General features: G+C 65.8%; 21 protein-coding genes. 7 read left to right on the top strand and 14 right to left on the bottom strand.

Annotation, left to right across the window (positions count from 1 at the left end; all coding sequences use genetic code 11):
• Genes kdpB through JQ639_RS06775 form a run of 4 tightly spaced genes read right to left on the bottom strand, consistent with a single transcriptional unit; the run spans window position 1 to window position 4166 of the window.
• On the bottom strand, window positions 1-2127 hold the full coding sequence (kdpB, locus tag JQ639_RS06790) for a potassium-transporting ATPase subunit KdpB (RefSeq protein WP_211965153.1): 2127 nt from the start codon (window positions 2125-2127) through the stop codon (window positions 1-3).
• A gap of 23 nt (window positions 2128-2150) precedes the next feature.
• Window positions 2151-3854, bottom strand: coding sequence for a potassium-transporting ATPase subunit KdpA (gene kdpA / locus JQ639_RS06785; RefSeq protein ID WP_211965151.1), 1704 nt, complete (start codon window positions 3852-3854; stop codon window positions 2151-2153).
• A gap of 13 nt (window positions 3855-3867) precedes the next feature.
• On the bottom strand, window positions 3868-3957 hold the full coding sequence (locus JQ639_RS06780) for a K(+)-transporting ATPase subunit F (RefSeq protein ID WP_211965149.1): 90 nt from the start codon (window positions 3955-3957) through the stop codon (window positions 3868-3870).
• Between the two features lie 11 nt (window positions 3958-3968).
• Window positions 3969-4166, bottom strand: coding sequence for a hypothetical protein (locus tag JQ639_RS06775; RefSeq protein ID WP_211965147.1), 198 nt, complete (start codon window positions 4164-4166; stop codon window positions 3969-3971).
• A gap of 337 nt (window positions 4167-4503) precedes the next feature.
• Here JQ639_RS06775 and JQ639_RS06770 point away from each other — a divergent pair, with 337 nt between their 5' ends.
• Window positions 4504-4983: a hypothetical protein gene (locus JQ639_RS06770; protein WP_211965145.1), complete on the top strand. Its 480-nt coding sequence runs from the start codon at window positions 4504-4506 to the stop codon at window positions 4981-4983.
• A 70-nt stretch (window positions 4984-5053) separates the two neighbouring features.
• Here the strand turns inward: JQ639_RS06770 and JQ639_RS06765 are convergent, their stop codons facing one another.
• The 4 genes from JQ639_RS06765 to JQ639_RS06750 all read right to left on the bottom strand — a co-directional run bounded on the left by JQ639_RS06765 (window position 5054) and on the right by JQ639_RS06750 (window position 9766).
• A complete protein-coding gene (locus tag JQ639_RS06765) occupies window positions 5054-6130 on the bottom strand; it encodes a BMP family ABC transporter substrate-binding protein (protein WP_211965143.1) in 1077 nt (358 codons plus the stop codon).
• A gap of 79 nt (window positions 6131-6209) precedes the next feature.
• Complete coding sequence (locus JQ639_RS06760) at window positions 6210-7127, bottom strand: ABC transporter permease (RefSeq protein ID WP_211965141.1); 918 nt, start codon at window positions 7125-7127, stop codon at window positions 6210-6212.
• Window positions 7114-8205, bottom strand: a complete 1092-nt coding sequence (locus tag JQ639_RS06755; protein ID WP_211965139.1) for an ABC transporter permease — start codon at window positions 8203-8205, stop codon at window positions 7114-7116. The genes JQ639_RS06760 and JQ639_RS06755 overlap by 14 nt, the downstream gene beginning before the upstream one ends.
• Window positions 8189-9766, bottom strand: a complete 1578-nt coding sequence (locus JQ639_RS06750) for an ABC transporter ATP-binding protein (RefSeq protein WP_211966499.1) — start codon at window positions 9764-9766, stop codon at window positions 8189-8191. The genes JQ639_RS06755 and JQ639_RS06750 overlap by 17 nt, the downstream gene beginning before the upstream one ends.
• A gap of 544 nt (window positions 9767-10310) precedes the next feature.
• Here JQ639_RS06750 and JQ639_RS06745 point away from each other — a divergent pair.
• Window positions 10311-11351, top strand: coding sequence for a hypothetical protein (locus tag JQ639_RS06745; RefSeq protein ID WP_211974955.1), 1041 nt, complete (start codon window positions 10311-10313; stop codon window positions 11349-11351).
• A gap of 62 nt (window positions 11352-11413) precedes the next feature.
• On the opposite strand, the gene JQ639_RS06740 is transcribed toward JQ639_RS06745, so the two are convergent.
• Window positions 11414-11911 (bottom strand): nucleoside deaminase, encoded by a 498-nt coding sequence (locus tag JQ639_RS06740; protein ID WP_211970414.1) that lies wholly within the window; start codon window positions 11909-11911, stop codon window positions 11414-11416.
• 176 nt (window positions 11912-12087) lie between these two features.
• Between JQ639_RS06740 and cynS the strand changes: the two genes are divergently transcribed.
• Window positions 12088-12570, top strand: a complete 483-nt coding sequence (gene cynS / locus JQ639_RS06735; protein WP_211970413.1) for a cyanase — start codon at window positions 12088-12090, stop codon at window positions 12568-12570.
• A gap of 6 nt (window positions 12571-12576) precedes the next feature.
• Here cynS and JQ639_RS06730 read toward each other — a convergent pair whose 3' ends face one another.
• The 4 genes from JQ639_RS06730 to hemP are packed head-to-tail and all read right to left on the bottom strand — an operon-like array spanning window position 12577 to window position 15624.
• Complete coding sequence (locus tag JQ639_RS06730) at window positions 12577-13386, bottom strand: heme ABC transporter ATP-binding protein (RefSeq protein WP_211970412.1); 810 nt, start codon at window positions 13384-13386, stop codon at window positions 12577-12579.
• Window positions 13383-14483: a FecCD family ABC transporter permease gene (locus JQ639_RS06725; RefSeq protein ID WP_211970411.1), complete on the bottom strand. Its 1101-nt coding sequence runs from the start codon at window positions 14481-14483 to the stop codon at window positions 13383-13385. The genes JQ639_RS06730 and JQ639_RS06725 overlap by 4 nt, the downstream gene beginning before the upstream one ends.
• A complete protein-coding gene (locus JQ639_RS06720) occupies window positions 14483-15448 on the bottom strand; it encodes a heme/hemin ABC transporter substrate-binding protein (RefSeq protein ID WP_249123675.1) in 966 nt (321 codons plus the stop codon). The genes JQ639_RS06725 and JQ639_RS06720 overlap by 1 nt, the downstream gene beginning before the upstream one ends.
• Window positions 15445-15624, bottom strand: coding sequence for a hemin uptake protein HemP (gene hemP, locus JQ639_RS06715; protein WP_249123674.1), 180 nt, complete (start codon window positions 15622-15624; stop codon window positions 15445-15447). Before hemP ends, JQ639_RS06720 begins: the two co-directional genes overlap by 4 nt.
• Window positions 15625-15874: 250 nt before the next feature.
• Here hemP and JQ639_RS06710 point away from each other — a divergent pair, with 250 nt between their 5' ends.
• The 3 genes from JQ639_RS06710 (at window position 15875) to hutX (ending at window position 19273) form a co-directional block, all read left to right on the top strand.
• Complete coding sequence (locus JQ639_RS06710) at window positions 15875-18244, top strand: TonB-dependent hemoglobin/transferrin/lactoferrin family receptor (protein WP_211970409.1); 2370 nt, start codon at window positions 15875-15877, stop codon at window positions 18242-18244.
• 175 nt (window positions 18245-18419) lie between these two features.
• Entirely contained in the window at window positions 18420-18755 is a 336-nt protein-coding gene (gene hmuQ / locus JQ639_RS06705) for a heme-degrading protein HmuQ (protein ID WP_211970408.1), read from the top strand.
• A 5-nt stretch (window positions 18756-18760) separates the two neighbouring features.
• The gene (gene hutX, locus JQ639_RS06700) at window positions 18761-19273 is read left to right on the top strand and encodes a heme utilization cystosolic carrier protein HutX (protein ID WP_211970407.1); all 513 of its coding nucleotides are present in this window, start codon (window positions 18761-18763) and stop codon (window positions 19271-19273) included.
• Between the two features lie 4 nt (window positions 19274-19277).
• Here hutX and JQ639_RS06695 read toward each other — a convergent pair whose 3' ends face one another.
• Window positions 19278-20735: an aminotransferase-like domain-containing protein gene (locus JQ639_RS06695; RefSeq protein WP_211970406.1), complete on the bottom strand. Its 1458-nt coding sequence runs from the start codon at window positions 20733-20735 to the stop codon at window positions 19278-19280.
• A 233-nt stretch (window positions 20736-20968) separates the two neighbouring features.
• Here JQ639_RS06695 and JQ639_RS06690 point away from each other — a divergent pair, with 233 nt between their 5' ends.
• Window positions 20969-22255 carry a hydroxymethylglutaryl-CoA reductase, degradative gene (locus tag JQ639_RS06690; RefSeq protein ID WP_211970405.1) on the top strand — a complete coding sequence of 429 codons (1287 nt, stop codon included), beginning with the start codon at window positions 20969-20971 and terminating at the stop codon, window positions 22253-22255.
• Window positions 22256-22297: the final 42 nt, after the last annotated feature.

Raw genomic sequence — 22297 nt, 5'->3', positions numbered from 1 at the left:
TCAGGCGAGGTGCAGCGCGGCGACGATGAGGTCGATCGCCTTGATGCCGATAAACGGAACGATGATGCCGCCGAGGCCGTAGATCAGCAGGTTGCGCTTGAGCAGCGCACCGGCGCCGATCGGGCGATAGGCGACGCCTTTCAGGGCAAGCGGGATCAGCGCGATGATGATCAGCGCGTTGAAGATGATCGCCGACAGGATGGCGCTCTGCGGGCTGGCGAGCTGCATCACATTGAGCACGCCGAGCTGGGGATAGAACGCCAGGAACATCGCCGGGATGATGGCGAAGTACTTGGCGACGTCGTTGGCGATCGAGAACGTCGTCAGCGCGCCGCGGGTCATCAGCAACTGCTTGCCGATCTCCACCACCTCGATCAGCTTGGTCGGGTTGGAGTCGAGGTCGACCATGTTGCCGGCCTCGCGGGCAGCTTGGGTACCAGTGTTCATGGCGACACCGACGTCGGCCTGCGCGAGCGCTGGCGCGTCATTGGTGCCGTCGCCGCACATGGCCACCAGCTTGCCCTTGGCCTGCTCGTCGCGGATCAGCTTGAGCTTGTCCTCGGGCGTCGCCTGGGCCAGGAAGTCGTCGACGCCGGCCTCGGCAGCAATGGCCGCCGCGGTCATCGGATTGTCGCCGGTGATCATGACGGTGCGGATGCCCATGCGCCGCAGTTCGGCGAAACGCTCGCGGATGCCGCCCTTGACGATGTCCTTGAGCTGGATGACGCCGAGCAGGCGGCCGTCGAGCGCCACTGCCAGCGGCGTGCCGCCGGATTTGGCGATATCGTCGGAGATCGCCTGGACCTCGCGTGCGAGTTCGGGATTGACCGCGGTCTGGAACGTGCGCACGGCACCGGAGCCGGCCGCGACCGCACGTGGCGCACCGCCGCCGTCGAGGTATTTCAGGATGGCGTCGACCGCGCCCTTACGGACAGAGGAACTGCCGGTGTCGACACCGCTCATGCGCGTCTGGGCCGTGAACGGCACGAACGTCGCGCCGAGCTCGGACATGTCACGGCTGCGGATGCCGTACTTCTCCTTGGCCAGCACGACGATGGAGCGGCCTTCCGGCGTCTCGTCGGCGAGTGAGGCGAGCTGGGCGGCGTCGGCCAGTTCCTGCTCGGTCACGCCACGCACCGGGCGGAACGACGTGGCCTGGCGGTTGCCGAGCGTGATGGTGCCGGTCTTGTCGAGCAGCAGCGTATCGACGTCGCCGGCAGCCTCGACCGCGCGGCCGGACATCGCAAGCACGTTGAACCGCACCAGGCGGTCCATGCCGGCGATGCCGATGGCGGACAGCAGCGCGCCGATCGTGGTCGGGATCAGCGTCACGAACAGTGCCACCAGCACGATGACCGAGATCTGGCCGCCGGCATAGGCGGCATAGCTCGGGATGGTCACGGTAGCGAACACGAACACGATGGTCAGGCCGGCGAGCAGGATATTCAGCGCGATCTCGTTCGGCGTCTTCTGGCGCTCGGCACCCTCGACCAGCTTGATCATGCGGTCGATGAAGGTCGAACCCTGGGCTGCGGTGATCCGCACCTTGATCCAGTCGGACAGCACCTGGGTGCCGCCGGTGACCGCCGAGCGGTCGCCGCCGGATTCCCGGATCACCGGCGCGGATTCACCGGTGATCGCGGCTTCGTTGACCGAGGCGACGCCTTCGATCACTTCGCCGTCGGACGGAATGTTGTCACCGGCTTCCACCAGCACGATGTCGCCGACCTTGAGGCTGGTGCCCGACACCATGTTGAAGGTGCGGTCGCTGCCCGATCCGGTGAGCAGCTTGGCCTTGCTTTCGGTGCGGGTCTTGCGCAGCGATTCCGCCTGGGCCTTGCCGCGGCCTTCGGCGACGGCCTCGGCGAAGTTCGCGAACAGTACCGTGAACCACAGCCACAGGATGATCTGGAAGGCGAAGCCGTGGTCGGAGCTGCCAGCGATGAGCGAGCGGATGAAGATGACCGTGGTGAGTGCGGCGACCACCTCGACCACGAACATCACGGGATTCTTCACCATCATACGCGGATCGAGTTTGGCGAAGGCGGAGCCGATGGCCGGCATCATGATCTTCGGATCGAAGATCGTCGACGCGGCGGCCTTTTTGGGCTGTTTCAACGTTTCCATGAACGTCACTCCAGAGAATTCGATCAGAACAGGGTGTTGTTGATCATGGCGAGGTGCTCGACGATCGGCCCCAGCGCCAGCGCCGGGAAGAACGTCAGGCCACCGATGATCAGGATCACGCCGACGACGAGGCCGACGAACAGTCCGCCGGTGGTCGGGAACGTGCCCGCCGATGCCGGATGGGACTTCTTCTCGGCCAGCGAGCCGGCGAGCGCCATGGCGGGAATGATCATGAAGAAGCGGCCGATGAACATCGAGCTCGCCAGCGTCAGGTTGTAGAACAGCGTGTTGCCGCTCAGGCCTGCGAAGGCGGAGCCGTTGTTGCCGGTCGCCGAAGTGTAGGCATAGAGCACTTCAGTGAAGCCGTGCGGGCCGGCGTTAGCCATCGACGCCACCGCCGAGGGCAGCACCACGGCGACAGCGGTCCAGCCGAGATAGCTCAGCGGCAGGATCAGGATGGCGAGCATGGCCATCTTGACTTCACGCGCCTCGATCTTCTTGCCGACATACTCCGGTGTCCGGCCGACCATCAGGCCGGCGACGAAGATCGCCAGCACGACGAACAGCAGCATGCCGTAGAGACCTGCGCCGACGCCGCCGATGATGATCTCGCCAAGCTGCATATTGATCAGCGGGATCATGCCGCCCAGTGCCGTCAGCGAGTCGTGCATGGCGTTGACCGCGCCGCAGGACGCCGCGGTGGTCACCACGGCGAACAGTGCCGATCCGATGATGCCGAAGCGAACCTCCTTGCCTTCCATGTTGCCGCCGGTGAGGCCGAGGGCGTTCAGGCCGGTGGTGCCATAGGCTTCGGCCCAGTAGGTGACGGCGACGCCGACGATGAACAGCACGCCCATCACCGCGAAGATCGCCCAGCCCTGGCGCTCGTTGCCGACCATGCGGCCGAACACGTTGGTCAGCGCCGCGCCGAGCAGGAAGATCGACAGCATCTGCACGAAGTTCGACAGCGCGGTCGGATTTTCGAACGGGTGGGCAGCGTTGGCATTGAAGAAGCCGCCGCCGTTGGTGCCGAGCATCTTGATGGCGACCTGCGAGGCGACCGGCCCGACCGCGATGGTCTGTTTGGCACCTTCCAGCGTCGTGGCGTCGACATAGGCGCCGAGGGTCTGCGGCATGCCCTGCCACACCAGGAACAGCGCGTAGACGAGGCAGATCGGCAGCAGCACGTAGAGGGTCGTACGGGTGACGTCGACCCAGAAGTTGCCGATGGTGCGGGCCGATGAGCGGACGAAGCCGCGGATCAGGGCCACCGCAAGGGCGATGCCGGTGGCGCCAGACAGGAAGTTCTGGTGCGTCAGGCCAAGCATCTGGGTGAGATACGACATCGTGCTCTCACCGCCGTAGTTCTGCCAGTTGGTATTGGTGATGAAGCTGATGGCGGTATTGAAGGCGAGGTCGGGCGCCACCGCCGACTGCTCGGCGGGATTGAACGGCAGCACGGCCTGCAGGCGCATCACGGCATACAGGATGACGAAGCCGCCGACGTGGAAGAACAGCATGGCGACGGTGTAGGTCAGCCAGTGCTGCTCACGCTTCTCGTCGACGCCGCCGAGCCAGTAGATGGCGGCCTCGACGGGGCGCAGAACCGGCGAGAGGAATGTACGCTCGCCGTTGAACACACGGGTCATGTAGCCGCCGAGCGGCCGCACCAGCGCGACGAGGATCGCGCAAAAGAGGATGATCTGGATCCAGCCAATCATGGTCATGGGAATGCGCCCTTCAGAAACGCTCTGGCCGCAGCAAGGCGTAGGTCAGGTAGAAGAGCAGGCCGGCGGAGACGAGGCCTGCGAGTGCGTAGTCGAAAACCATGGTCGTTCTCCTCAGAGCCGATCGCAGGCGTAGGCGTAGCCGATCGACAAGGCGAAGAAGCCGAAGCCGAGGGCCAGCACGATGATGTCCAACATGGAAAACTCCTTGCAGCATGACGTGGAGGCGGCGGCCGGCGGCCAACCGTTGGCCGCGGCGCGGAGCGCGCGGATTCCCCGTGCATGTGCATGATGGGATGGCAGCCGCGGCATAGGTTTTCGAGATGAGCGGCGGCGGAACGTTATAGGAATTTCATAAAGACCAGCGTTAGGGATGCCCACTCGGGGCAGCGCCGCTGCAGCGCTATCGATCTGTTTGCGTTGATGTTTTTGCGGAGCTCTGGCGTCGTCGCACGACCGGCCGCTCGGTGGTTTCCGCATAAAGCCGCAGCTATTCCTATGAGCGGGCGGGCGGCTGCCGGCAACCGTCATCTTTATGGAATCCCTATATATTTCGCGTTGCGTTCGTCTCGCTTTCGCGCGCGCGCCGGATCACCTTCGCAGACGGAGGGCGGTGTCCTGATCGTCCCGATGACGAAAGGAGGCGGCCATGACCCACATCAGCAACGACATGGCGCTGCGCGATCCGTCGCAACTCGCGATGTTGAAGGAGCGGCTGATCAGTCAGTCGGTGATGTCAGCGGAGATCCTGCGCCTGCTGGGCGCGACAGCGGACGCCCGGCAGGGAATGGCGCCGACGATGCGTCGGCGTTTCGATGCGCTGGTGGAGGCGGGAGCCGCGACCGATGCGGCGCTGGCGCTGATCGATGGCGCGTTGCCCGGCTGGAAGCTGCGGCGGCTGGTTTATGACGATGGCGAGTGGCACTGTGCGCTGTCGCAGCGGCGTGAATTGCCGGACTGGCTCGACGAGGCCGCCGAGGGGTGCCATGCGAGCCGCTCCATCGCGCTTATGCTGGCGGTCGTCGAGGCGCTCGGGCAGGCGTCAGCGCTGCGGCGCGGGGCCGGCGGCGCGGTGCCGCGTGTCATGCCGGTTCATGACGGCCTGATCTGCTGCGAGAACTACACCTGACGATCGCGATTGGACGAAGAAAAAGGCCCGGATCGAGATCCGGGCCCGGATCTTTCGCTGTCCTCTGCGGCTACTTGCCGGGCAGCTTGTCGTCGATGCCTTTGACGTAGAAGTTCATGCCGAGCAACTGGCCATCGGCGAGATGGTCGCCGCCCTTGCACTCGACCTCCTTGCCGTCCTGGGCGAACACCGGGCACTTGAAGGGATGCAGCGTACCCTTGGTAAGGGCGGCTTCGGTGTCCTCGGCGAGCTTCTTCACGTCATCAGGCATGTTGGTGTAGGGCGCCATCACGAACATCTTGGTCTCGAGGCCGCCCCAGGTATCTTCCGACTTCCAGGTGCCGTCGAGTTCGGCCTTGACGCGGGTGATATAGTAGGGGGCCCAGTTGTCGATGATCGCGGTGAGCTGCGTCTTGGGCCCGAACTTGATCATGTCGGAGTCCTGGCCAAACGCGAGCGCACCGCGCTCCGAGGCGATCTGGACCGCGGCCGGGCTGTCGGTGTGCTGCATGATGATGTCGACGCCCTGGTCGAGCAGCGCCTTGGCGGCGTCGGCCTCCTTGGCAGGATCGAACCACGAGTTCGCCCAGATGATCTTGACCTTGATATTGGGATTGATGCTCTGGGCGCCGAGGATGGTGGCGTTGATGCCGGACACGACCTCGGGGACGGGGAACGAGGCGATATAGCCGAGCACCCCCTTCTTCGACATCTTGGCGGCGATCTGGCCCTGGATATAGCGACCCTGATACCAGCGTCCCGAATAGGTCGCCATGTTCTTGTCGCGCTTGTAGCCGGTGGCATGCTCGAAGTGCACGTTCGGATACTTCTTGGCGACCTTCAGCGTCGGGTCCATATAGCCGAACGATGTGGTGAAGATCAGCTTGTTGCCGGCGCGGACGAGCTGTTCGATAGCGCGCTCGGAATCCGGGCCTTCGCTGACATTCTCCAGATACGTCGTCTCGATCTTGTCGCCGAGCGCCTTGACGAGCTCTTGGCGGCCGACCTCGTGTTGATAGGTCCAGCCGAAGTCTCCGACCGGGCCGATGTAGATGAAGCCGACCTTGAGCTTGTCGGCAGCGCTGGCGCTCTGGAAGGTCACGGCGGCGGCGACCAGTGCCGCCGCAGCCAGAAGGGTTTTTCGCATCGGTTTTCTCCACACAAACAGGCGACGGGCAGGCAGATTGCTCCGGAGCGCGGCCCCCGCCGCGCGCCCCGAAACGGTATCAGCGATCCGGCACGAACACGGTGCCGAGCGCAGCCGGCGCTGTCGAGCCGCCGCTGCGCGCGCGCGAAATCAGCACCAGCACGATCACGGTCGCCAGATAAGGCAGCGCCGACATCAATTGAGGCGGAATGCCGATACCCGCGCCCTGGGCGTGCAACTGCAGGATGCTGACCGCGCCGAACAGGTAGGCGCCGATCACCAGCCGGCCTGGCCGCCATGACGAGAATACAACGAGGGCGAGGGCAATCCAGCCCCGGCCCGCCGTCATCCCTGAAATGAAGAACGGCGTGTAGGCAAGCGGCAGATAAGCGCCGCCGAGGCCGGCACACGCACCGCCGAACAGCACGGCGAGGGTGCGGATCCGCAGCACCGGATAGCCGAGTGCATGGGCCGAGACATGGTTGTCGCCGATGGCGCGCAGCGCAAGGCCGGCGCGGCTGCGGTAGAGGAAAAACCATACCGCGACGATCAGCGCGACCGAGAGATAGACGAAGGCATCCTCGCCGAACAGGATGCGGCCGATCACTGGCAGGTCGGTAAGACCGGCAATGTTGAGCCGCGGCGCGGTGACGATGCGCTCGCCGACGAAGCCGGCGCCGATCAGGCCGGACAGGCCGACGCCGAGAATGGTGAGCGCAAGGCCGGTGGCGACCTGGTTGACGGCGAGGCCGAGCGCCATCGCGGCGAACACCAGCGACAGCGCCATGCCCGCAGCGATGCCGCAGAGCGCGCCGATGAACGTCGAGCCGGTCAGGTAGGCGCCGGCGAAACCGCAGGCTGCGCCCATGATCATCATGCCCTCGACACCGAGGTTGAGGACGCCGGAACGTTCGACCAGCATCTCGCCGGTCGCCGCCAGCAGCAGCGGCGTCGATGCGGCGATCACCGCGAGGATGATGGCTTCAACGAGCGCCATCGGCCACCGTCCGTTGCGGAGCGATCCACCGGATCCGGTACAGGATCAGCGAGTCGCAGGCGAGCACGTAGAACAGCAGAATGCCCTGAAAGACCTTGGTCATGTCGAGCGGAATTTTCATCGCGATCTGGGCCTGTTCGCCGCCGATGAAGGTCAGGGCGAGAAAAAGCCCTGCAATAAGTATTCCAATCGGATTGAGACGTCCGAGGAAGGCGACGATGATTGCGGTAAAGCCGTAGCCCGGCGAAATGCCGGGCTGGAGATGTCCGACAGGGCCGGCGACCTCGATGATGCCGGCAAGGCCGGCGAGGGCTCCCGACACCGCGAACGTGAAGATGATCAACCGATCGGCATTGAAGCCGCCAAAGCGGGCAGCGCGTGGCGCCGCGCCGACCACGCGAATCTCGAAGCCCTTCAGGGTACGGCCGAGCAGCACGAACGCGACGGCAACCACCACGAGGGTGAGCAGCACTCCGACATGCAGGCGGGTGCCCTCGATCAGCAGCGGCACGGTCGCCACCGCGTCGAACTCGGCGGTGGTCGGAAAGTTGAAGCCATTGGGATCGCGCCAGGGGCCGCGCACAAGGTAGTCGAGCAGCAGGTCGGCGATATAGACCAGCATGAGGCTGGTGAGAATCTCGCTGGCGCCGAAGCGGACACGGCAGATCGCCGGGATCAGGGCGTAGAGTGCACCCGCCACGGCCGCACAGACGAGCATCGCCGGCAGCACCCAGGCGCCGGCGTCGGTGCCCTGGGTCGTCACCGCAATCCAGCTGCCGGCGACCGCGCCGACCAGGAACTGGCCTTCCGCGCCGATGTTCCAGGCGTTGGCGAGGTAGCACAGCGCCAGTCCGATCGCGATCAGCACCAGCGGCGAAGCCTTGACTGCAATTTCCTGCAGCGAATAGGCGTCGGTCAGCGGCGCGATGAAATAGGCTGAGAGGGCCGCCAGCGGGTTCTTGCCGATAAGGGCGAACAGCACGCCCATGGTGCCGAGCGTCAGGGCAATCGCGATCAGTGGCGAGGTCAGCGCGATCGCGGTCGAGCGCTCGGCGCGCTTCTCAAGCACCAGCGGCATGGCGCGCCTCCTCCGTCTTTCGGTAAGGCGTCGCGCCGCCCATCAGCAGGCCGATGGTCTCGCGATCGGTCGCAGCGGTGGCGAGCGCCTCCGACAGGCCGCCATGGAACATCACCGCGATACGGTCGGAGATCTCCAGCAGTTCGTCGAGGTCCTGGCTGATCACCATGACAGCGGCGCCGCGCGCGGCGAGATCGAGCAGCGCCTGGCGGATCACGGCGGCGGCGCCGGCGTCGACGCCCCAGGTCGGCTGGCTGACGACAAGCACACCGGGATCGCGCAGGATTTCGCGGCCAACGATGAATTTCTGAAGGTTGCCGCCGGACAGGCTGGCGGCCTCGGGGTCGCGCCTCGCCTTGCGCACATCGAAGGTATCGGTGGCGCGGTCGACGGTCGACAGCGTTGCGGCGGTGTTGATGAAGCCGCGCCGCACCATCGTGCCGATGGCATGGCCGGTGAGCAGGGCGTTCTCCGACAGCCGCATCCGTGGCGCCGCACCGTGGCCCAGCCGCTCCTCGGGTACGAAGGCGGCGCCGAGCTTGCGGCGCCGGGTGATCGAAAGATGTCCGGCGGCCTGGCCATCGATCACGATCGTTGCGGGATCGGGCAGCCGCCGCTCACCGGAGAGGAGGGCGAACAGCTCGTCCTGGCCATTGCCGGCGACGCCGGCGATGCCAAGAAGCTCGCCGCCTCGGAGCTCGATAGAAATCCCGTTCAGGCGGACGCCATGCGCATCGTCCGGGATGGCGCTGAGGTCGTTGACGACAAGGCGGGGCACGCCGACCGGGCGCGATGCAGGCGGCTTCACCTCGCGGATGTCGCTGCCGACCATCATGCGGGCGAGGGACGCGGCGGTCTCGACACGCGGATTACAGGCGGCAACCTTTCTGCCGGCGCGGAGGATGGTGGCCGTGTCGCACAGCCGCTTCACCTCGTCGAGCTTGTGGCTGATATAGAGCACCGCGCGGCCTTCGCTTCTGAGGCGCTCGAGCACGACGAACAGCTGATCGGCTTCCTGGGGCGTCAGCACTGCCGTGGGTTCGTCGAGGATGAGGAAGCGCGGATTTTGCATCAACAGCCGCACGATCTCGATGCGCTGGCGTTCGCCGACCGAGAGCTGCCAGACCTCGCGATCGGGATCGAGCGGCAGGCCGTAGGTTCGCGACACCTCGGCGAGCCGCGCAGACATCTGCCGAAACGTTTCATCCCCCGAGAGGCCCAGCGCGACGTTCTCGGCAACCGTCAGGTTGTCGAACAGTGAGAAATGCTGAAACACCATGCCGATGCCAAGCGCACGGGCGGCGGCCGGACCGACCAGCTCGATCCGCCGGCCGCACCAGCGCAGTTCGCCCGCCGTCGGCTGGATGAGCCCGTAGATCACCTTCACGAGGGTCGACTTGCCGGCGCCGTTCTCGCCGAGCAGGGCGTGAATCTGGCCGGCATGAATATCGAGATCAATGGAATCGTTGGCGGCAAAACTGCCGTAGAGCTTGGTGATGCCGATGGCCTGCAGCAGCGGCGCATCGCCGTCGGAGGGCGGGAGGGGAGGGGCGTCGGACATCGATCGGAAACGGCTCTCGCGGCAAGGGCTGGCAATGCAGGGTCTGACAATACTGTGACAAATCGGCAGGCAACGTAAGTGGTGAAAAGGCGTCATCACCTGCTTAGTCCGACGGCATGTCAATTGCGGCGCAGGGGATGGAGCGCCGGTGCTCCGGGGGCGGAGAGTGTTGCAGAATTGTGACGTTCGCCATGAATTGCGCTGCGATGAAATCGTGTGCGCTTTGTTTTTGAGCAGAGCCCTCGTGGTCGGATGGCGAGAGGCTGTGGTCGTCGGCTGCATGGTTGGCCAGGCGATGCCTGCGCCAGTTTGCCGCAAGAAAACCGGCCTTGGCGTTGGGCGCCAGCGAAGCCGGGCGGCAGGCTCGCCAGCGTCACGGCGACCACGTGGCGTCAAGCTGTCTGCTGATGTATTTGGCTCGTCATACAAGAAAGAGGCATGTGCTGCAGAACATTCGGGCTTTGTGGTTGGCCGCTCCTGCGCAAACTGGCGGCGACAGATTTCACGCACGTCGCGCCTCTGTCGTTTATTTGGGGGTCATTCAATGTCCTGGAAATCATTCGCGCTCGCGGCGGGTCTCGCCGCGGCAACGCTGAGCTCTGCCTTCGCCGCCGATATGGATATGCCGACCAAGGCGCCGAAGTCGGTGCTCGACCTGACATGGTTCATCGTCAACGACAACCGCCTGACTTACGCCTATCAGTTCACCGCGACGTCACCGGGCGCGGCTGATCGCACCGCCAAGCAGGTGTTTGCCTTCACTCACTTCGACGTCTGGGCCTACGGCACCAACTTCATCAACCTCGAGCTGCTGAAGTCCGACAGCCGCGATCCGGCGTCACCCTGCCTGCCGACCGTCGGCGTCGCCAACAACTGCGCCGGCGCCATGGAGTTCTACGGCCTGTTCCGCAGCACCTTCGGCTGGAATCAGATCTTCAACACCAAGGCGTTCTCGGTCGGCCCGCTCAGCAACATCTCGTTCATCGTCGGCGCCGACGGCGAGACCGAGAACCAGTTCCTGGCGCCGAACAAGAAGGACGTCGTCGCCGGCCTGCAGTTCGCCTTCGACCTGCCGTACAAGGGCTTCTTCAACGTCTCGCCGCTGTATTACCAGGAGTGGAATCACAACGCCTTCCTGACGCCGGGCTTCGTGCCGGCGGGCTTCACCGGCCTGCCCGACGGCAACACCCACTTCCATCCGACCTGGGCGGTGGAGATCAACTACTACATGGATCTCGGCTTCCTGCCGGAGAGCCTGCGGTACTTCGCGGTCAGCGGTCGCGCCGGCTTCTACGGGCCCAAGGGCACCGGCGCCTACGGCAACTACACCATCCCCGCGACCAACGCGACCAAGATGGAGATCAACAGCGAGCCGATCCGCCTGACCTTCGATGCCAGCAAGGCGTTCTGGGGACCGAAATACACCCACTTCGTCGATGTCTGGGTCGCCTACCGCTACTGGGAGAACAAGTTCGGTCTCGACGACGGCAATCCCGCCAACGGCGTCTGCTTCTTTGCCAATGGCGTCAACAACAAGAGCTGTACCGAGAAGTCGCTGTACTCCGGCGTGTCCGTCAAGTTCTGAACAGCGAATGACGGCGCGGCGGCAGACGGCGGCGCATCTCCAGTGGTGCCGTCGCCTGCCGTCTACCACACGCCATGGTGCTGGGCCGCGGCCTCGTCCTCGAGCTGCGGTCCGACCACTTCGGTCGGGCGCTGCCCCGCGCGGAAGACATCGCGGCACGGCAGGTCGAGCGTCGGATTCTCCGGATGGTTGCCGGTGAGCGCGCGCAGCCGATGCTCGCTGAGGCCGTAGACGACGCGGCCGATACCGGCCCAGTAGATCGCGCCGGCGCACATTGCGCAGGGTTCGGCCGAGGAATACAGCGTGGCGCGCGCCAGCACCTGTGGCGGCAACGTCGTGCAGGCACGGGTCGCAAGCAGTCGTTCGGCATGCGCGGTACCATCGCGCGCAGGCAAATAGCCGTTCTCCTGTTCGAGCAGAACGGTGCCGGAGGCATCGACCAGAATGGCGCCGAAGGGATGATTGCCATGGGCACGGGCGCGTGCCGCGACCTCAAAGGTCCGCCGCAGGAACGCGTCGTCAGTCGGCGTGTCGTCAGCAGGGATATTGTCGCCAGGCATGATTGCAGGTCCTTTCGCTCCGCAGTCGCGGTGGCCGTGCCGTTGCCGGCAAGGAGGGAGGCTGCGATACTCCGCCTGCGACGTTTGTCGAAAGCACGGGCTATTGCAAGCCCGTCGTCGTGGTGGTGCGGCCGGAGCCACCTTGCAGCAGGTCCCAACGACCACAGGAGACTTTCATGAAGCGATCCGATCTCACCGAGAAGCTGCTCGATATCAAGCGTGACAACGGCTGGAGCTGGAAATTCATCTGCGAGAAGATCGGGGGCTATTCCGAAGTGCTGATCGTCGGTGCCATTCTCGGCCAGATGAAGCTGACCAAGCCGCAGGCAGCGAATGCCGGCGAGCTGTTCGGGCTGTCGACGTCGGAGATTGCGATGCTCAACGAGACGCCGATGCGCGGCTCGCCGATGCCGCCGACCGACCCCCTGATCTACCGCTTCTACGAGCTGGTGATGATCAACGGTCCGGCATGGAAGGCGCTGATCGAGGAAGAGTATGGCGACGGCATCATGTCGGCGATCGACTTCGACATGGTGATGGAGCGCCTGCCCAACCCGAAGGGCGACCGCGTCAAGATCACCATGTCCGGCAAATTCCTGCCGTACAAATATTATGGCGCGAGCGGCAACGTGCCGGAATACGGCTTCAAGGAATCCTGAACGCGTTCAGCGGGTGACGCTGGCGGGAGTCTGCGTCATCTGCTGCGGCAGCACGAATGGCAGGCCTTCGGGCGTCGTGCCGACCTGTGCCTCGACCTCGAAGACCCGGCCGAGCAGGTCGTCGGTGATCGTCGCAGCGGGGGCGCCGTCGGCGACGAGCTTTCCCTGGCGTACCACGAGGACGCGATCGGCGAAGCGCGCAGCGAGATTGAGATCGTGCAGCACCGCGACGACCGCCGTGCCCTGGCGCGCCCGTCGCCGCGCCGATTCCAGCAGGTTGATCTGGTGGCGCATGTCGAGGCTCGACGTCGGCTCGTCGAGCAGCAGCACGCCGGGTCCGTGGCTGGCTTCGCCGCAGGCCAGCTGCACCAGCACGCGGGCGAAGTGCGCGCGCTGCTGTTCACCGCCGGACAGGGTCGGCAGTTCGCGCGAGGTAAAGCCGTCGAGCTCGGCCTCCGCCAGCGCCGCGACGGCCAGCGGCTCGACGACGGCGCGCGGCTGACGCCCGCCGCCCATGCGCACGACTTCGGCGACGGTGAAAGGAAAGTTGACCTGCACGTGCTGCGACAGCACGGCACGATTGGCGGCGAGCTCTTCGGCGCGATAGCAGGTAATAGGCTGTCCCTTCAGCATCACCATGCCGCTGGTGGCGGCGAGATCGGCGGAAAGGATGCGCATCAGCGTCGACTTGCCGGCGCCGTTGGGGCCGACGATGGCGACCGTCTCGCCCGCGGTGATCCGGAGCGAGACCGCGTCGAGCAGTATTGCGCTGCGAATGCGCACCCCGACGCCGGACAGATCGTAGACGGCGGTCATGCCAGCACCGTGGCGCGTTGGCGCAGCAGGATGGCGAGGAAAAACGGCGCGCCGATCGCCGCGGTGAGCACGCCGATCGGAACCTCGGCGGGGGCAGCGAGGATGCGGGCGAGGGTGTCGGCGCCGGTCACCAGTGCCGCGCCGAACAGCGCGGAAGCCGGCAGCAGCAGGCGGTGCCCGGGGCCGACGACAAGGCGCAGCAGGTGCGGCACGACGATGCCGACGAAACCGATGACGCCGGCAACGGCAACCGCAGCGCCGGTCATGGCCGAGATCAGCACGATACAGATTGCTTTGAGGCGCTGAACATTGACACCGCTGTGAAACGCCTCGGCCTCGCCGAGTACCAGCACGTCGAGCTGGCGGCCGACCAGCACGCTGGCCAGCAGCACGGCTGCCATCACCGGTGTGATCAACGCCGCTTTCGACCAGGTCGAGCCGGCGAACGAGCCGAGCATCCAGAAGGTGATGTCGCGCAGCTGGCGGTCGTCGGCGACGAACACGAGAAGGCCGATCCCGGCATTGGCAAGCGCTGCGATGGCGATGCCCGACAGCAGGAAGATCGCCACCGATGTCCGACCGTTGCGGCTGGCGATGCGGTACAGAATCGAGGTGGTGGCGAGCGAGCCGACAAATGCGGCGATCGGCAGCAGATCGAAGTGCGGCAGGCCCGACCGGATGTACCAGGCGCTATCGGTGATCACGATCGCGGTGGCGGCGGCGAACGCACCGCCGCTGGACACGCCGACCAGCGCAGGATCAGCGAGCGGATTGCGGAACAGGCCCTGCATGATGGCGCCTGCAACGGCGAGCATCGCGCCGACCATGGCCGTGACGACAATGCGCGGGATGCGGATCGACCACAGCACCAGGGCATCGCGGGCGTGGGCGGTGTTGTCGGCGGCGGGGGCGACGAGGCCCAGCGCCGCGGGCAGGCGGGAGAGTGGAATGCCGGCCGCGCCAATGCTGGCTGCGGCGATGCCGACCAGGACGAGGCCGAGCGTGAGCAGCAGCAGCACGGGCACGGCGCGCGGTCGAATGCGCCCGGTGCCCACCGCAGGGGTGATCCGGACCGGGCTGGTCTCCACGGCGGTCATCAGTGGCGGCAGTCGGCGCTGAGGACCCGCGACGTCCAGGGCGACTGGGCGGACAGCGACGGATAGAGCTTGCCCGCGAGATCGTGGGCGGCGGCGGCGGTGCGCGGCCCGAAGCCGAGCAGATAGAGGCCGTCCATGGCGATGAACGACTTCGCCTGCGCCGCGGGCGTCACGGCGAAGGCCGGGTTGCCGAACACGGCCTCTGGCGTGACGGCGTCGGCACCGCGCTGCATGGTGAGGATGACATCGGGCTTCGCGGCGACGATCGCTTCTTCGCTGATCGGCTTGTAGCCATCAAACTCGCTGATGGCGTTGACGCCGCCGGCGAGATCGATGATCGCATCCGCGGCGGTATGCCGTCCCGCGACCATGGCGCGGCCGTTAACCAGCGACATCACGAACATCACGCGGCGCTTGTCCGTGATCTTGTCGCGCAGCGCGTGCATCGCGGTGAGGTCGGCGGATACCGCCTCGCCAAGGCAGGCTCCCCGTGGTCCGATGTTCATGCGCTCGGCGATGAAGCTGATTTTTTCGAGAATACCCTGCTCGGAAAAGACCTCGGGCACGCTGAGGACAGGAACCCTGGCCTCGTTCACGACCGCCAGTGTTTCCTTCGGACCGGAGCCCGCGATTGCGATGATGAGTTGCGGATTGAGACCGAGGATACCTTCCGCCGACAACTGGCGCATGTAGCCGACGTTGGGTTTGGTCCGCAGCGCGTCGACCGGATAGAGGCTCGTGGAATCGACGCCGACGATGCGATCGTCGAGGCCAAGCGCATAGAGAATTTCGGTGACCGCGCCGCCGACGGACACGATCCGTGCCGGCGCCGCCGCGGCGGCATTGGCGGCGTCGACGGCATGGGAGGCGCGGGGCACGCAGAGTGCTGCAGCGGCGAGACCTGCGGCAAACAGCGCGGCGAACGGACGCAGGAACGTGCGGCGATGCATGAAGGGGACTGTCATTTGGTCAGGATCAGCTTGTTCTGGGACGTCAGGCGCAGGCGATAGGTCTCGTCGCCATGGGCGATGGTGATCTCGCGCGTCGCAACGAAAAGATCGCGTGCATCCAGGCGGTTGCCTGTCAGCGCGATCTGACGGCTGTGGGGCGCCGCATCGGTGTCCTGTGTGTGTCGATCCATCGTCTCGTGCCGATCCTCAATCGGCATCGATATACGGTTTGAAGAAGACGTCCTCCAAGCGCGGCATTTTACAATCGATATAAACTGCCGGGCGCGCTGCTTGACCGGTCTTCGTGCGCGCCTTACGGAACATTCATCTTTGGTTCAGCGCTCGCGACTCGAGCGCGTCAGCCAGCCAGCTGCCGCAGCAATTTCCGGCCGCCCGCCAGCCACGACCAGGTCGACAATCTGTTTTGGTTTTGGGGGCAAGATGCGAAATCGGGCCGGGGGCACGCGTGTGCTCGTCTGGGGCGTCTCGGTGCTGGCGCTGAGTTTGGGTGGTGCGTCGTTTGGTCGCGCGCAGGATGCGGCGTCGGCGCAGGGCGTCGCGCAGGATCACGCGAAGCAGCTCGACAAGCGCAAGAGCGCCAGGCGCCGCGCCGTGCAGCAACAGACAGCTCCGCAGCCGTTGAACGCGAATGCACAGGCGCCGGCCGCGCAAGGCGTTCAGACGCTCGATACGATCACCGTTGCGGCGAGCAAGACCGAGGAGCGTGCGATCGATGCGCTGGCGCCGGTCAGCGTGGTCACCGGCGAGCAGATCCAGGGCATGCAGCCGACGCGCGTCGGCGATGTGCTGCGCACCGTTCCCGGCGTGACGATGCAGGACCGCGGCGACGAACCTTCGACCGCGGTCAACGTTCGTGGTCTGCAGGATTTCGGCCGTGTTGCGGTGCTTGTCGACGGTGCTCGGCAAAACTACCAGCGTACCGGCCACAACGCCAACGGCTCGTTCTTTCTCGATCCGGAGCTGATCGGCGGCATCGATGTCGTGCGTGGTCCAATCGCGAACATCTACGGCTCGGGGGCGATCGGCGGTCTGGTCGCGTTCCGCACCAAGGACATCGAGGACGTCGTGCGGCCCGGCGAGCGCTGGGGTGTCGATCTCAGCGGCACGGTGCAGTCGAACGGCTTCGGCGGCGTCGGCTCGGTGTTCGGCGGCATGCGCGTCGATCCGACACTCGACGTGTTCGGCGGCGCCGTTTACCGTAACCAGGGTAACTACAAGGACGGCAGCGGCACCGAGATCGGCAACACCGGCAACGATCTTGCCGCCGGCATGCTGAAGGTAACGACGCGTCCGGCCGACGGTCACACGGTCAAGATTGGCGGCACATTCCAGGACTTCAACTACAGCATCGGCCAGTTCAACCGCGGGCCAACGACCACCGCAGCGCCGCTCGCGGCGATTGCCGGCACGTCGGTCTACGATTCCAACGTCAAGAACTACACGGGTACGGTCAACTGGCGCTACTACAAGCCGGACGACGACCTGTTCGACTGGAACGCGACGCTCTACGCCAATCGCACCGAGAACAATCAGGTCAAGACCTACAATAACCGCATTACCAGCGGTGGCGGCTTCTGCTCGCTGGCCAATCCCGGCAACAACATCTCCGGCTGCGTCGGCGACGCGCGTGGCTATGCGCTGAATACGGTCGGTATCGACGTCAACAACACCTCGAAGTTCGCGTTCGGCGACTGGCGCAATGCGCTGACCTACGGTGTCGATGCATTCCAGGACAACGTCACGACCTTCGACAAGAGCGGCAATTCCAACGTCACGACGCCAAGCGGCCGTCGCACGGTGTCCGGCGGGTTCGTGCAGCTCAAGACCAATTACTCGACCTGGCTCGAGGTGGTGAGCGCTGCGCGCTACGACCATTATGAGCTCAGCGGCGGCGGGACGAGTTCAAGCGGCGACCGCGTGTCGCCAAAGATCACGGTCGGCATCACGCCGTTCGCCGGCTTCACGCCTTATGTGAGCTATGCGGAGGGCTATCGCGCGCCGTCGATCACCGAAACGCTGATCGCTGGCTCGCATGCCACCGGCGGCGGCCCCGTGCTGTTCAACTGCCCGGACGGCAGCGGCGGGCTGTTCTGCTTCCAGCAGAACCCGAACCTGCGGCCGGAGATCGGCAAGAACAAGGAGATCGGCGTCAATCTGAAGTATGACGGCATCTTCTCGGCGAGCGATACCTTCCGTGCCAAGTTCAACGTCTTCCGCAACGATATCGAGGACTACATCGATCTCGTCGCCTCGACGCCGCAACCCTCGATCCTCGGGGCGCGGTTCGGCAACTACAGCAAGTTCTACCAGTACCAGAATATCGCCAGCGCGCGCATCCAGGGCTTCGAGGGCGAGGTCGCCTACGATGCCGGCAACTGGTTCGCGAGCGTCGCGGGCAACGTGATGGAGGGCAAGAACAACACGACCAACGTCGGCCTTGCCACGATGATCATGCCCAAGAAGGTCGTGACCACCGCGGGCTTGCGCTTCCTCGACCGGCGGCTCACGGTATCGGCGCAGTGGGTGTCGTTCGCAGCGAACACCGACGTGCCGGCCGGCTATCTGCCGGCGACCTCGGGCGATCTCGTCAATCTCTACCTGGCGTATCAGCCGACCAAGGACATCACGCTCAATTTCTCGGTCGACAACATCGCCAACCGTTACTACCGGCCCTATGCCATTCCCGGCTCCTCCACGGACGGCACCACGCAGAACGACGTGCTGTTCTCGAGCCCGGGTCCCGGCATCACCTACAAGGGAGGCCTGAAGATCCATTTCGGTGGCGCCTGACCTCCAACGCCCATCGAGCATCCTGGCGAACCGTGCATGTTGCGCGGTTCGCCTTGCTGCGTTCGAAGCGACCTTCGAACGCAGTGCCGTTTCACCCCGGACGACACTACCGTTCTCACGACGGACGGGATGTCGCCATTTTGATATGTTGACGTGAGCCAAAGGAGAGCCAGCCATGTTTATCGCCATGAACCGTTTCCAGGTCCGCAAGGGCGCCGAGGAGGCATTCGAGAAGATCTGGGCAACGCGTGAGACCTACCTCGACCGCATGGAGGGGTTCATCGAGTTCAACCTGCTGCGTGGTCCCGAGGCCGAGGATCATCGCCTGTACTCGACCCACACTCTGTGGGCCAGCAAGGCGGCGTTCGAGGCGTGGACACGCTCGGAAGAGTTCCGCGTTGCCCATGCACGCGCCGGCAACCCGACCGGCGAGAGCCTCTATCTCGGCCATCCCAAGTTCGAGGGATTCGAGATCATCCAGAGCGAACGCAAGTCCAGCGTGGCGGCGTGAGCGTCATGAGCGACGGACAGGCGACGGCCGCGGGTGATCTCAAGGCCCACATGGCCGCCAACGCCGGCGCGGTGATCGAGGACGTCGCGCGCGAGCGCGGCGTCACCGCCCGCGCGGTGCTGGAGGCGCTGCCGGACGGCATGGCACGCTTCGGAGCGGGCGAGGCGTTCGCGCAAGTGATGCAGGACATCGCCCAATGGGGCGAGGTGACGCTGATCGTGCACACGGACGACGGCATCTTCGAGTTCACCGGGCCGCTGCCCAACGGCGAGGTCGGCCGCGGCTACTTCAACCTGATGCAGCCCAAGGGTCTGCATGGCCATCTGCGTCATACCCGCTGTGGCGGCGTGGCGTTCGTGGAGCGGCCGTTCATGAACAAGAGCTCGGCGTTCGTCGCGTTCCTGAACGTCGACGGCGGCATCATGTTCAAGGTGTTCGTCGGCCGCGACGAAGAGCGCCAGCTCAAGGCCGATCAGCTCGAGCGCTTCCGCGCGCTCGCGACCTCACTGTCGGTCTGACGGATCAGGGCTGCGGGCGTGGCTTGCGTGCGGGCACCTTGTCCGTCACGGCTATCGCCTGCAGCTTCTCCCGCATGAAGTCCTCGAAGCGCGGGTCCTGCAGGTAGGCGATGTTCAGCCGCATCGCGGGGCGCGCCTTGCTGCTGCCGGGATGAAAGGCCGAGCCGGGCGCGAGCAGGATGCCGCGCTCCGCCGCCTGCCGCGAAAGCTCCTCGTCGTCGATGTGCGACGGCAGTTCGCACCACATGTAGAAGCCGCCGGACGGCTCGCCGAGGCATGGCAGGCCGACCCGCGCCAGCGCCTCGTGGGCGCGATGGGTGGCTTCGCGGATGCGGCCGCTGAGGCGCTTGACGTGGCCGCGGTAGCGGCCGCTCACGATCAGGTCGTGGACGATCTGCTCGACATAGCCCGACGAGTTGGTTCGCGTGATCATCTTGAGGTCGGCGAGCGCGGCGGCAATGTCGGCGCGCGCGGCGATGTAGCCCGAGCGCAGGCTCGCCGACAGCGTCTTGGCGAAGGTGCCGACCAGGATGACACGGTCGAGGCCATCGAGGGCGGCGAGCCGTGGCTGGCTCGCCGGCATGACGTCGGCGAATGGATCGCTGTCGACGACGACGAGATTGTGTTCGGTGGCGACCCGCATCACGCGGTAGGCCACCGGCAGGCTGATCGAGCAGCCGGTCGGATTATGCGCCAGCGACTGGGTGAAAAACAGCCGCGCTCCGCTGGCGGCGGCCTGTGCCGCGAGGTCGTCGGGATCTGGTCCGTCGGCGAGGCGCCGGACGCCGACGAGGCGGGCCTTCGCCAGCCGCAGCTTGCCGAACAGCGGATAATAGCCGGGATCATCGACCAGCACGGCGTCGCCGGGTTCGACGAAGTGGCGCACGATCATGTCGAGCGCGTCGTTGGCGCCGTGGGTCATCAGCACCTGCGCCGGCGTGGCGGTGATGGCGCGTTCCGCGAGCAGCCCGGCAAGGCGAGCGCGCAGCGGCAGCAGGCCGTAAGGGCTGCCATAGCTCTCGGGAATGGTGCGCTGGCCGGGCTTGTTGACCGGGCGCAGGTAGCGCCCGACCTCCGAGCCTTCCGTCCAGGCCGGCGGCGGCCGGCCGTCGCCGACGCGCACGGCATAGCGTTTCTCGAGCTGCTCGCGCAGCAGCCAGACGCTGTCGACGGCGTCCACGGCCTCCGCCGTCGGGACAGCGGCCGCCTTGGTGCGGCGCTGGCTGACATAGAAGCCGGAGCCGGGGCGGCTCTCGATCAGCCCGGTCGCGACGAGGCGCTCATAGGCATCCACCATGGTGTTCTTGGAGACACCGAATGCCTGGGCGGCGCTGCGGATCGACGGCAGCCGCTCGCCGCCGCGCATTTGCCCGCGCTCGATGCGTTCGGAAAACGTATCGATCACCGTCTCGACACGGGATTTGGCCTGTCCGGAACGGCCTGTGGCGCTAACTGTACCCATCATCGGGATGGTACGGGGCTTCGGATAAATGTGCAAAGCGTTCCTTGAACTGTACCCATCGGCGCTTCAAGTTGCGGGCATCACAAACGTTCGCCGCGACCATGCGGGACGACCGGGGGAGGACGCGCCGCACGCCACAGCGAGCGCGGCATGCACGCGATGGCCGCCAGCCGGCGCGGGCCTCGATCCCGTGCGATCCCGCTGGCGCGGCCGGCACCGCCAGGGATCGCGCGATGAATTCCACAGTTTCCGGTCGCAACCGCAGCTCGCGGATCGGCGGCTTCCACCGCAAGTCGCCGCTGGAGCGCCTCGACCTCGTCGCGGCATTCGCTGAACTCGACGACGCGGCGAAGAGCCATCTCGCCGACATGGGCAACCTGCCGGTGCCGCTCGCCGACAAGCTGATCGAGAACGCCATCGCGACCATGAATGTGCCGATTGGCATCGCCACCAACATGAAGGTGGACGGCGAGGATGTGCTGGTGCCGATGGCGACGGAGGAGTCCTCCGTGGTTGCCGCGGTGTGCAATGCCGCGCGACAGAACCACGACAGCGGCTTCACGACCTCGCTGTCGGGCACGCTGATGATCGCGCAGGTGCAGGCGGTCGACGTGCCTGATCCACACGCGGCGCGGCTGCGACTGCTGGAGCGGCGCGACGACATCAAGGCGATCTGCGACGCCTGCGATCCGGTGCTGGTCAAGCTTGGCGGTGGCTTCCGCGACCTCGAGGTGCGCCTGCTGGAGACCCGCGGCGGCGTGATGCTGATCACCCATCTCATCGTCGATACCCGTGACGCCATGGGGGCGAACGCGGTCAACACCATGGCCGAGAAGGTGGCGCCGCAGATCGCGGCGTGGAGCGGCGGGCGGGTGTATCTGCGCATCCTGTCGAATCTCGCCGACCGGCGTCTGGCACGGGCACACGCGGTGTGGAAGCTCACCGAGATCGGTGGCGCCGACGTGCGCGACGGCATGATTTCGGCCTATCAGTTTGCCGCGGCCGATCCCTATCGCGCCGCGACCCACAACAAGGGCATCATGAACGGCATCAGCGCCGTGGTGCTGGCGACCGGCAACGACACCCGCGCGGTCGAGGCCGGTGCGCACGCCTATGCGGCGCGCGGCGGCCACTACAGCAGCCTGACCCACTACGAAGTGACGCGTGAAGGGGATCTCAGCGCCTCGATCGAACTGCCGATGGCCGTCGGTCTGATCGGTGGCGCCACCCGGCTGCACCCGACCGCGCAGGCGTGCCTGAAGATTCTCGGCGTGCGCACGGCCGAGCGGCTGGCGCGGATCATTGCCGCGGTCGGTCTCGCCCAGAACTTCTCCGCCCTGAAGGCGCTGGCGACGGTGGGCATCCAAAAGGGCCACATGGACTTGCACGCGCAGAACATCGCGATGATGGCCGGCGCGGTCGGCGAGGAGATCGACAAGGTGGCGCGGGCGCTGGTGGCGAAGGGCACCGTGCGCGTCGACGTCGCCGAGCAGGTGCTGCAGGAATTGCGGCGCGCCTGAGCACGCCGCGATCACGACAATTCCAACGACACAAAACCGAAG

The organism is Bradyrhizobium sp. U87765 SZCCT0048, assembly GCF_018131225.1.
Lineage (GTDB): Bacteria > Pseudomonadota > Alphaproteobacteria > Rhizobiales > Xanthobacteraceae > Bradyrhizobium_A.
Note: the sequence above shows the minus strand (reverse complement) of the source record. Positions and strands in the feature narration are given on the sequence as shown.

What these genes read in the sequence shown, in the direction of transcription:
- kdpB (WP_211965153.1), bottom strand. Translation starts at nt 2,127, where the DNA reads ATGGAAACGTTGAAACAGCCCAAAAAGGCCGCCGCGTCGACGATCTTC.
- kdpA (WP_211965151.1), bottom strand. Translation starts at nt 3,854, where the DNA reads ATGACCATGATTGGCTGGATCCAGATCATCCTCTTTTGCGCGATCCTC.
- JQ639_RS06780 (WP_211965149.1), bottom strand. Translation starts at nt 3,957, where the DNA reads ATGGTTTTCGACTACGCACTCGCAGGCCTCGTCTCCGCCGGCCTGCTC.
- JQ639_RS06775 (WP_211965147.1), bottom strand. Translation starts at nt 4,166, where the DNA reads ATGCCGCGGCTGCCATCCCATCATGCACATGCACGGGGAATCCGCGCG.
- JQ639_RS06770 (WP_211965145.1), top strand. Translation starts at nt 4,504, where the DNA reads ATGACCCACATCAGCAACGACATGGCGCTGCGCGATCCGTCGCAACTC.
- JQ639_RS06765 (WP_211965143.1), bottom strand. Translation starts at nt 6,130, where the DNA reads ATGCGAAAAACCCTTCTGGCTGCGGCGGCACTGGTCGCCGCCGCCGTG.
- JQ639_RS06760 (WP_211965141.1), bottom strand. Translation starts at nt 7,127, where the DNA reads ATGGCGCTCGTTGAAGCCATCATCCTCGCGGTGATCGCCGCATCGACG.
- JQ639_RS06755 (WP_211965139.1), bottom strand. Translation starts at nt 8,205, where the DNA reads ATGCCGCTGGTGCTTGAGAAGCGCGCCGAGCGCTCGACCGCGATCGCG.
- JQ639_RS06750 (WP_211966499.1), bottom strand. Translation starts at nt 9,766, where the DNA reads ATGTCCGACGCCCCTCCCCTCCCGCCCTCCGACGGCGATGCGCCGCTG.
- JQ639_RS06745 (WP_211974955.1), top strand. Translation starts at nt 10,311, where the DNA reads ATGTCCTGGAAATCATTCGCGCTCGCGGCGGGTCTCGCCGCGGCAACG.
- JQ639_RS06740 (WP_211970414.1), bottom strand. Translation starts at nt 11,911, where the DNA reads ATGCCTGGCGACAATATCCCTGCTGACGACACGCCGACTGACGACGCG.
- cynS (WP_211970413.1), top strand. Translation starts at nt 12,088, where the DNA reads ATGAAGCGATCCGATCTCACCGAGAAGCTGCTCGATATCAAGCGTGAC.
- JQ639_RS06730 (WP_211970412.1), bottom strand. Translation starts at nt 13,386, where the DNA reads ATGACCGCCGTCTACGATCTGTCCGGCGTCGGGGTGCGCATTCGCAGC.
- JQ639_RS06725 (WP_211970411.1), bottom strand. Translation starts at nt 14,483, where the DNA reads ATGACCGCCGTGGAGACCAGCCCGGTCCGGATCACCCCTGCGGTGGGC.
- JQ639_RS06720 (WP_249123675.1), bottom strand. Translation starts at nt 15,448, where the DNA reads ATGACAGTCCCCTTCATGCATCGCCGCACGTTCCTGCGTCCGTTCGCC.
- hemP (WP_249123674.1), bottom strand. Translation starts at nt 15,624, where the DNA reads ATGGATCGACACACACAGGACACCGATGCGGCGCCCCACAGCCGTCAG.
- JQ639_RS06710 (WP_211970409.1), top strand. Translation starts at nt 15,875, where the DNA reads ATGCGAAATCGGGCCGGGGGCACGCGTGTGCTCGTCTGGGGCGTCTCG.
- hmuQ (WP_211970408.1), top strand. Translation starts at nt 18,420, where the DNA reads ATGTTTATCGCCATGAACCGTTTCCAGGTCCGCAAGGGCGCCGAGGAG.
- hutX (WP_211970407.1), top strand. Translation starts at nt 18,761, where the DNA reads ATGAGCGACGGACAGGCGACGGCCGCGGGTGATCTCAAGGCCCACATG.
- JQ639_RS06695 (WP_211970406.1), bottom strand. Translation starts at nt 20,735, where the DNA reads ATGGGTACAGTTAGCGCCACAGGCCGTTCCGGACAGGCCAAATCCCGT.
- JQ639_RS06690 (WP_211970405.1), top strand. Translation starts at nt 20,969, where the DNA reads ATGAATTCCACAGTTTCCGGTCGCAACCGCAGCTCGCGGATCGGCGGC.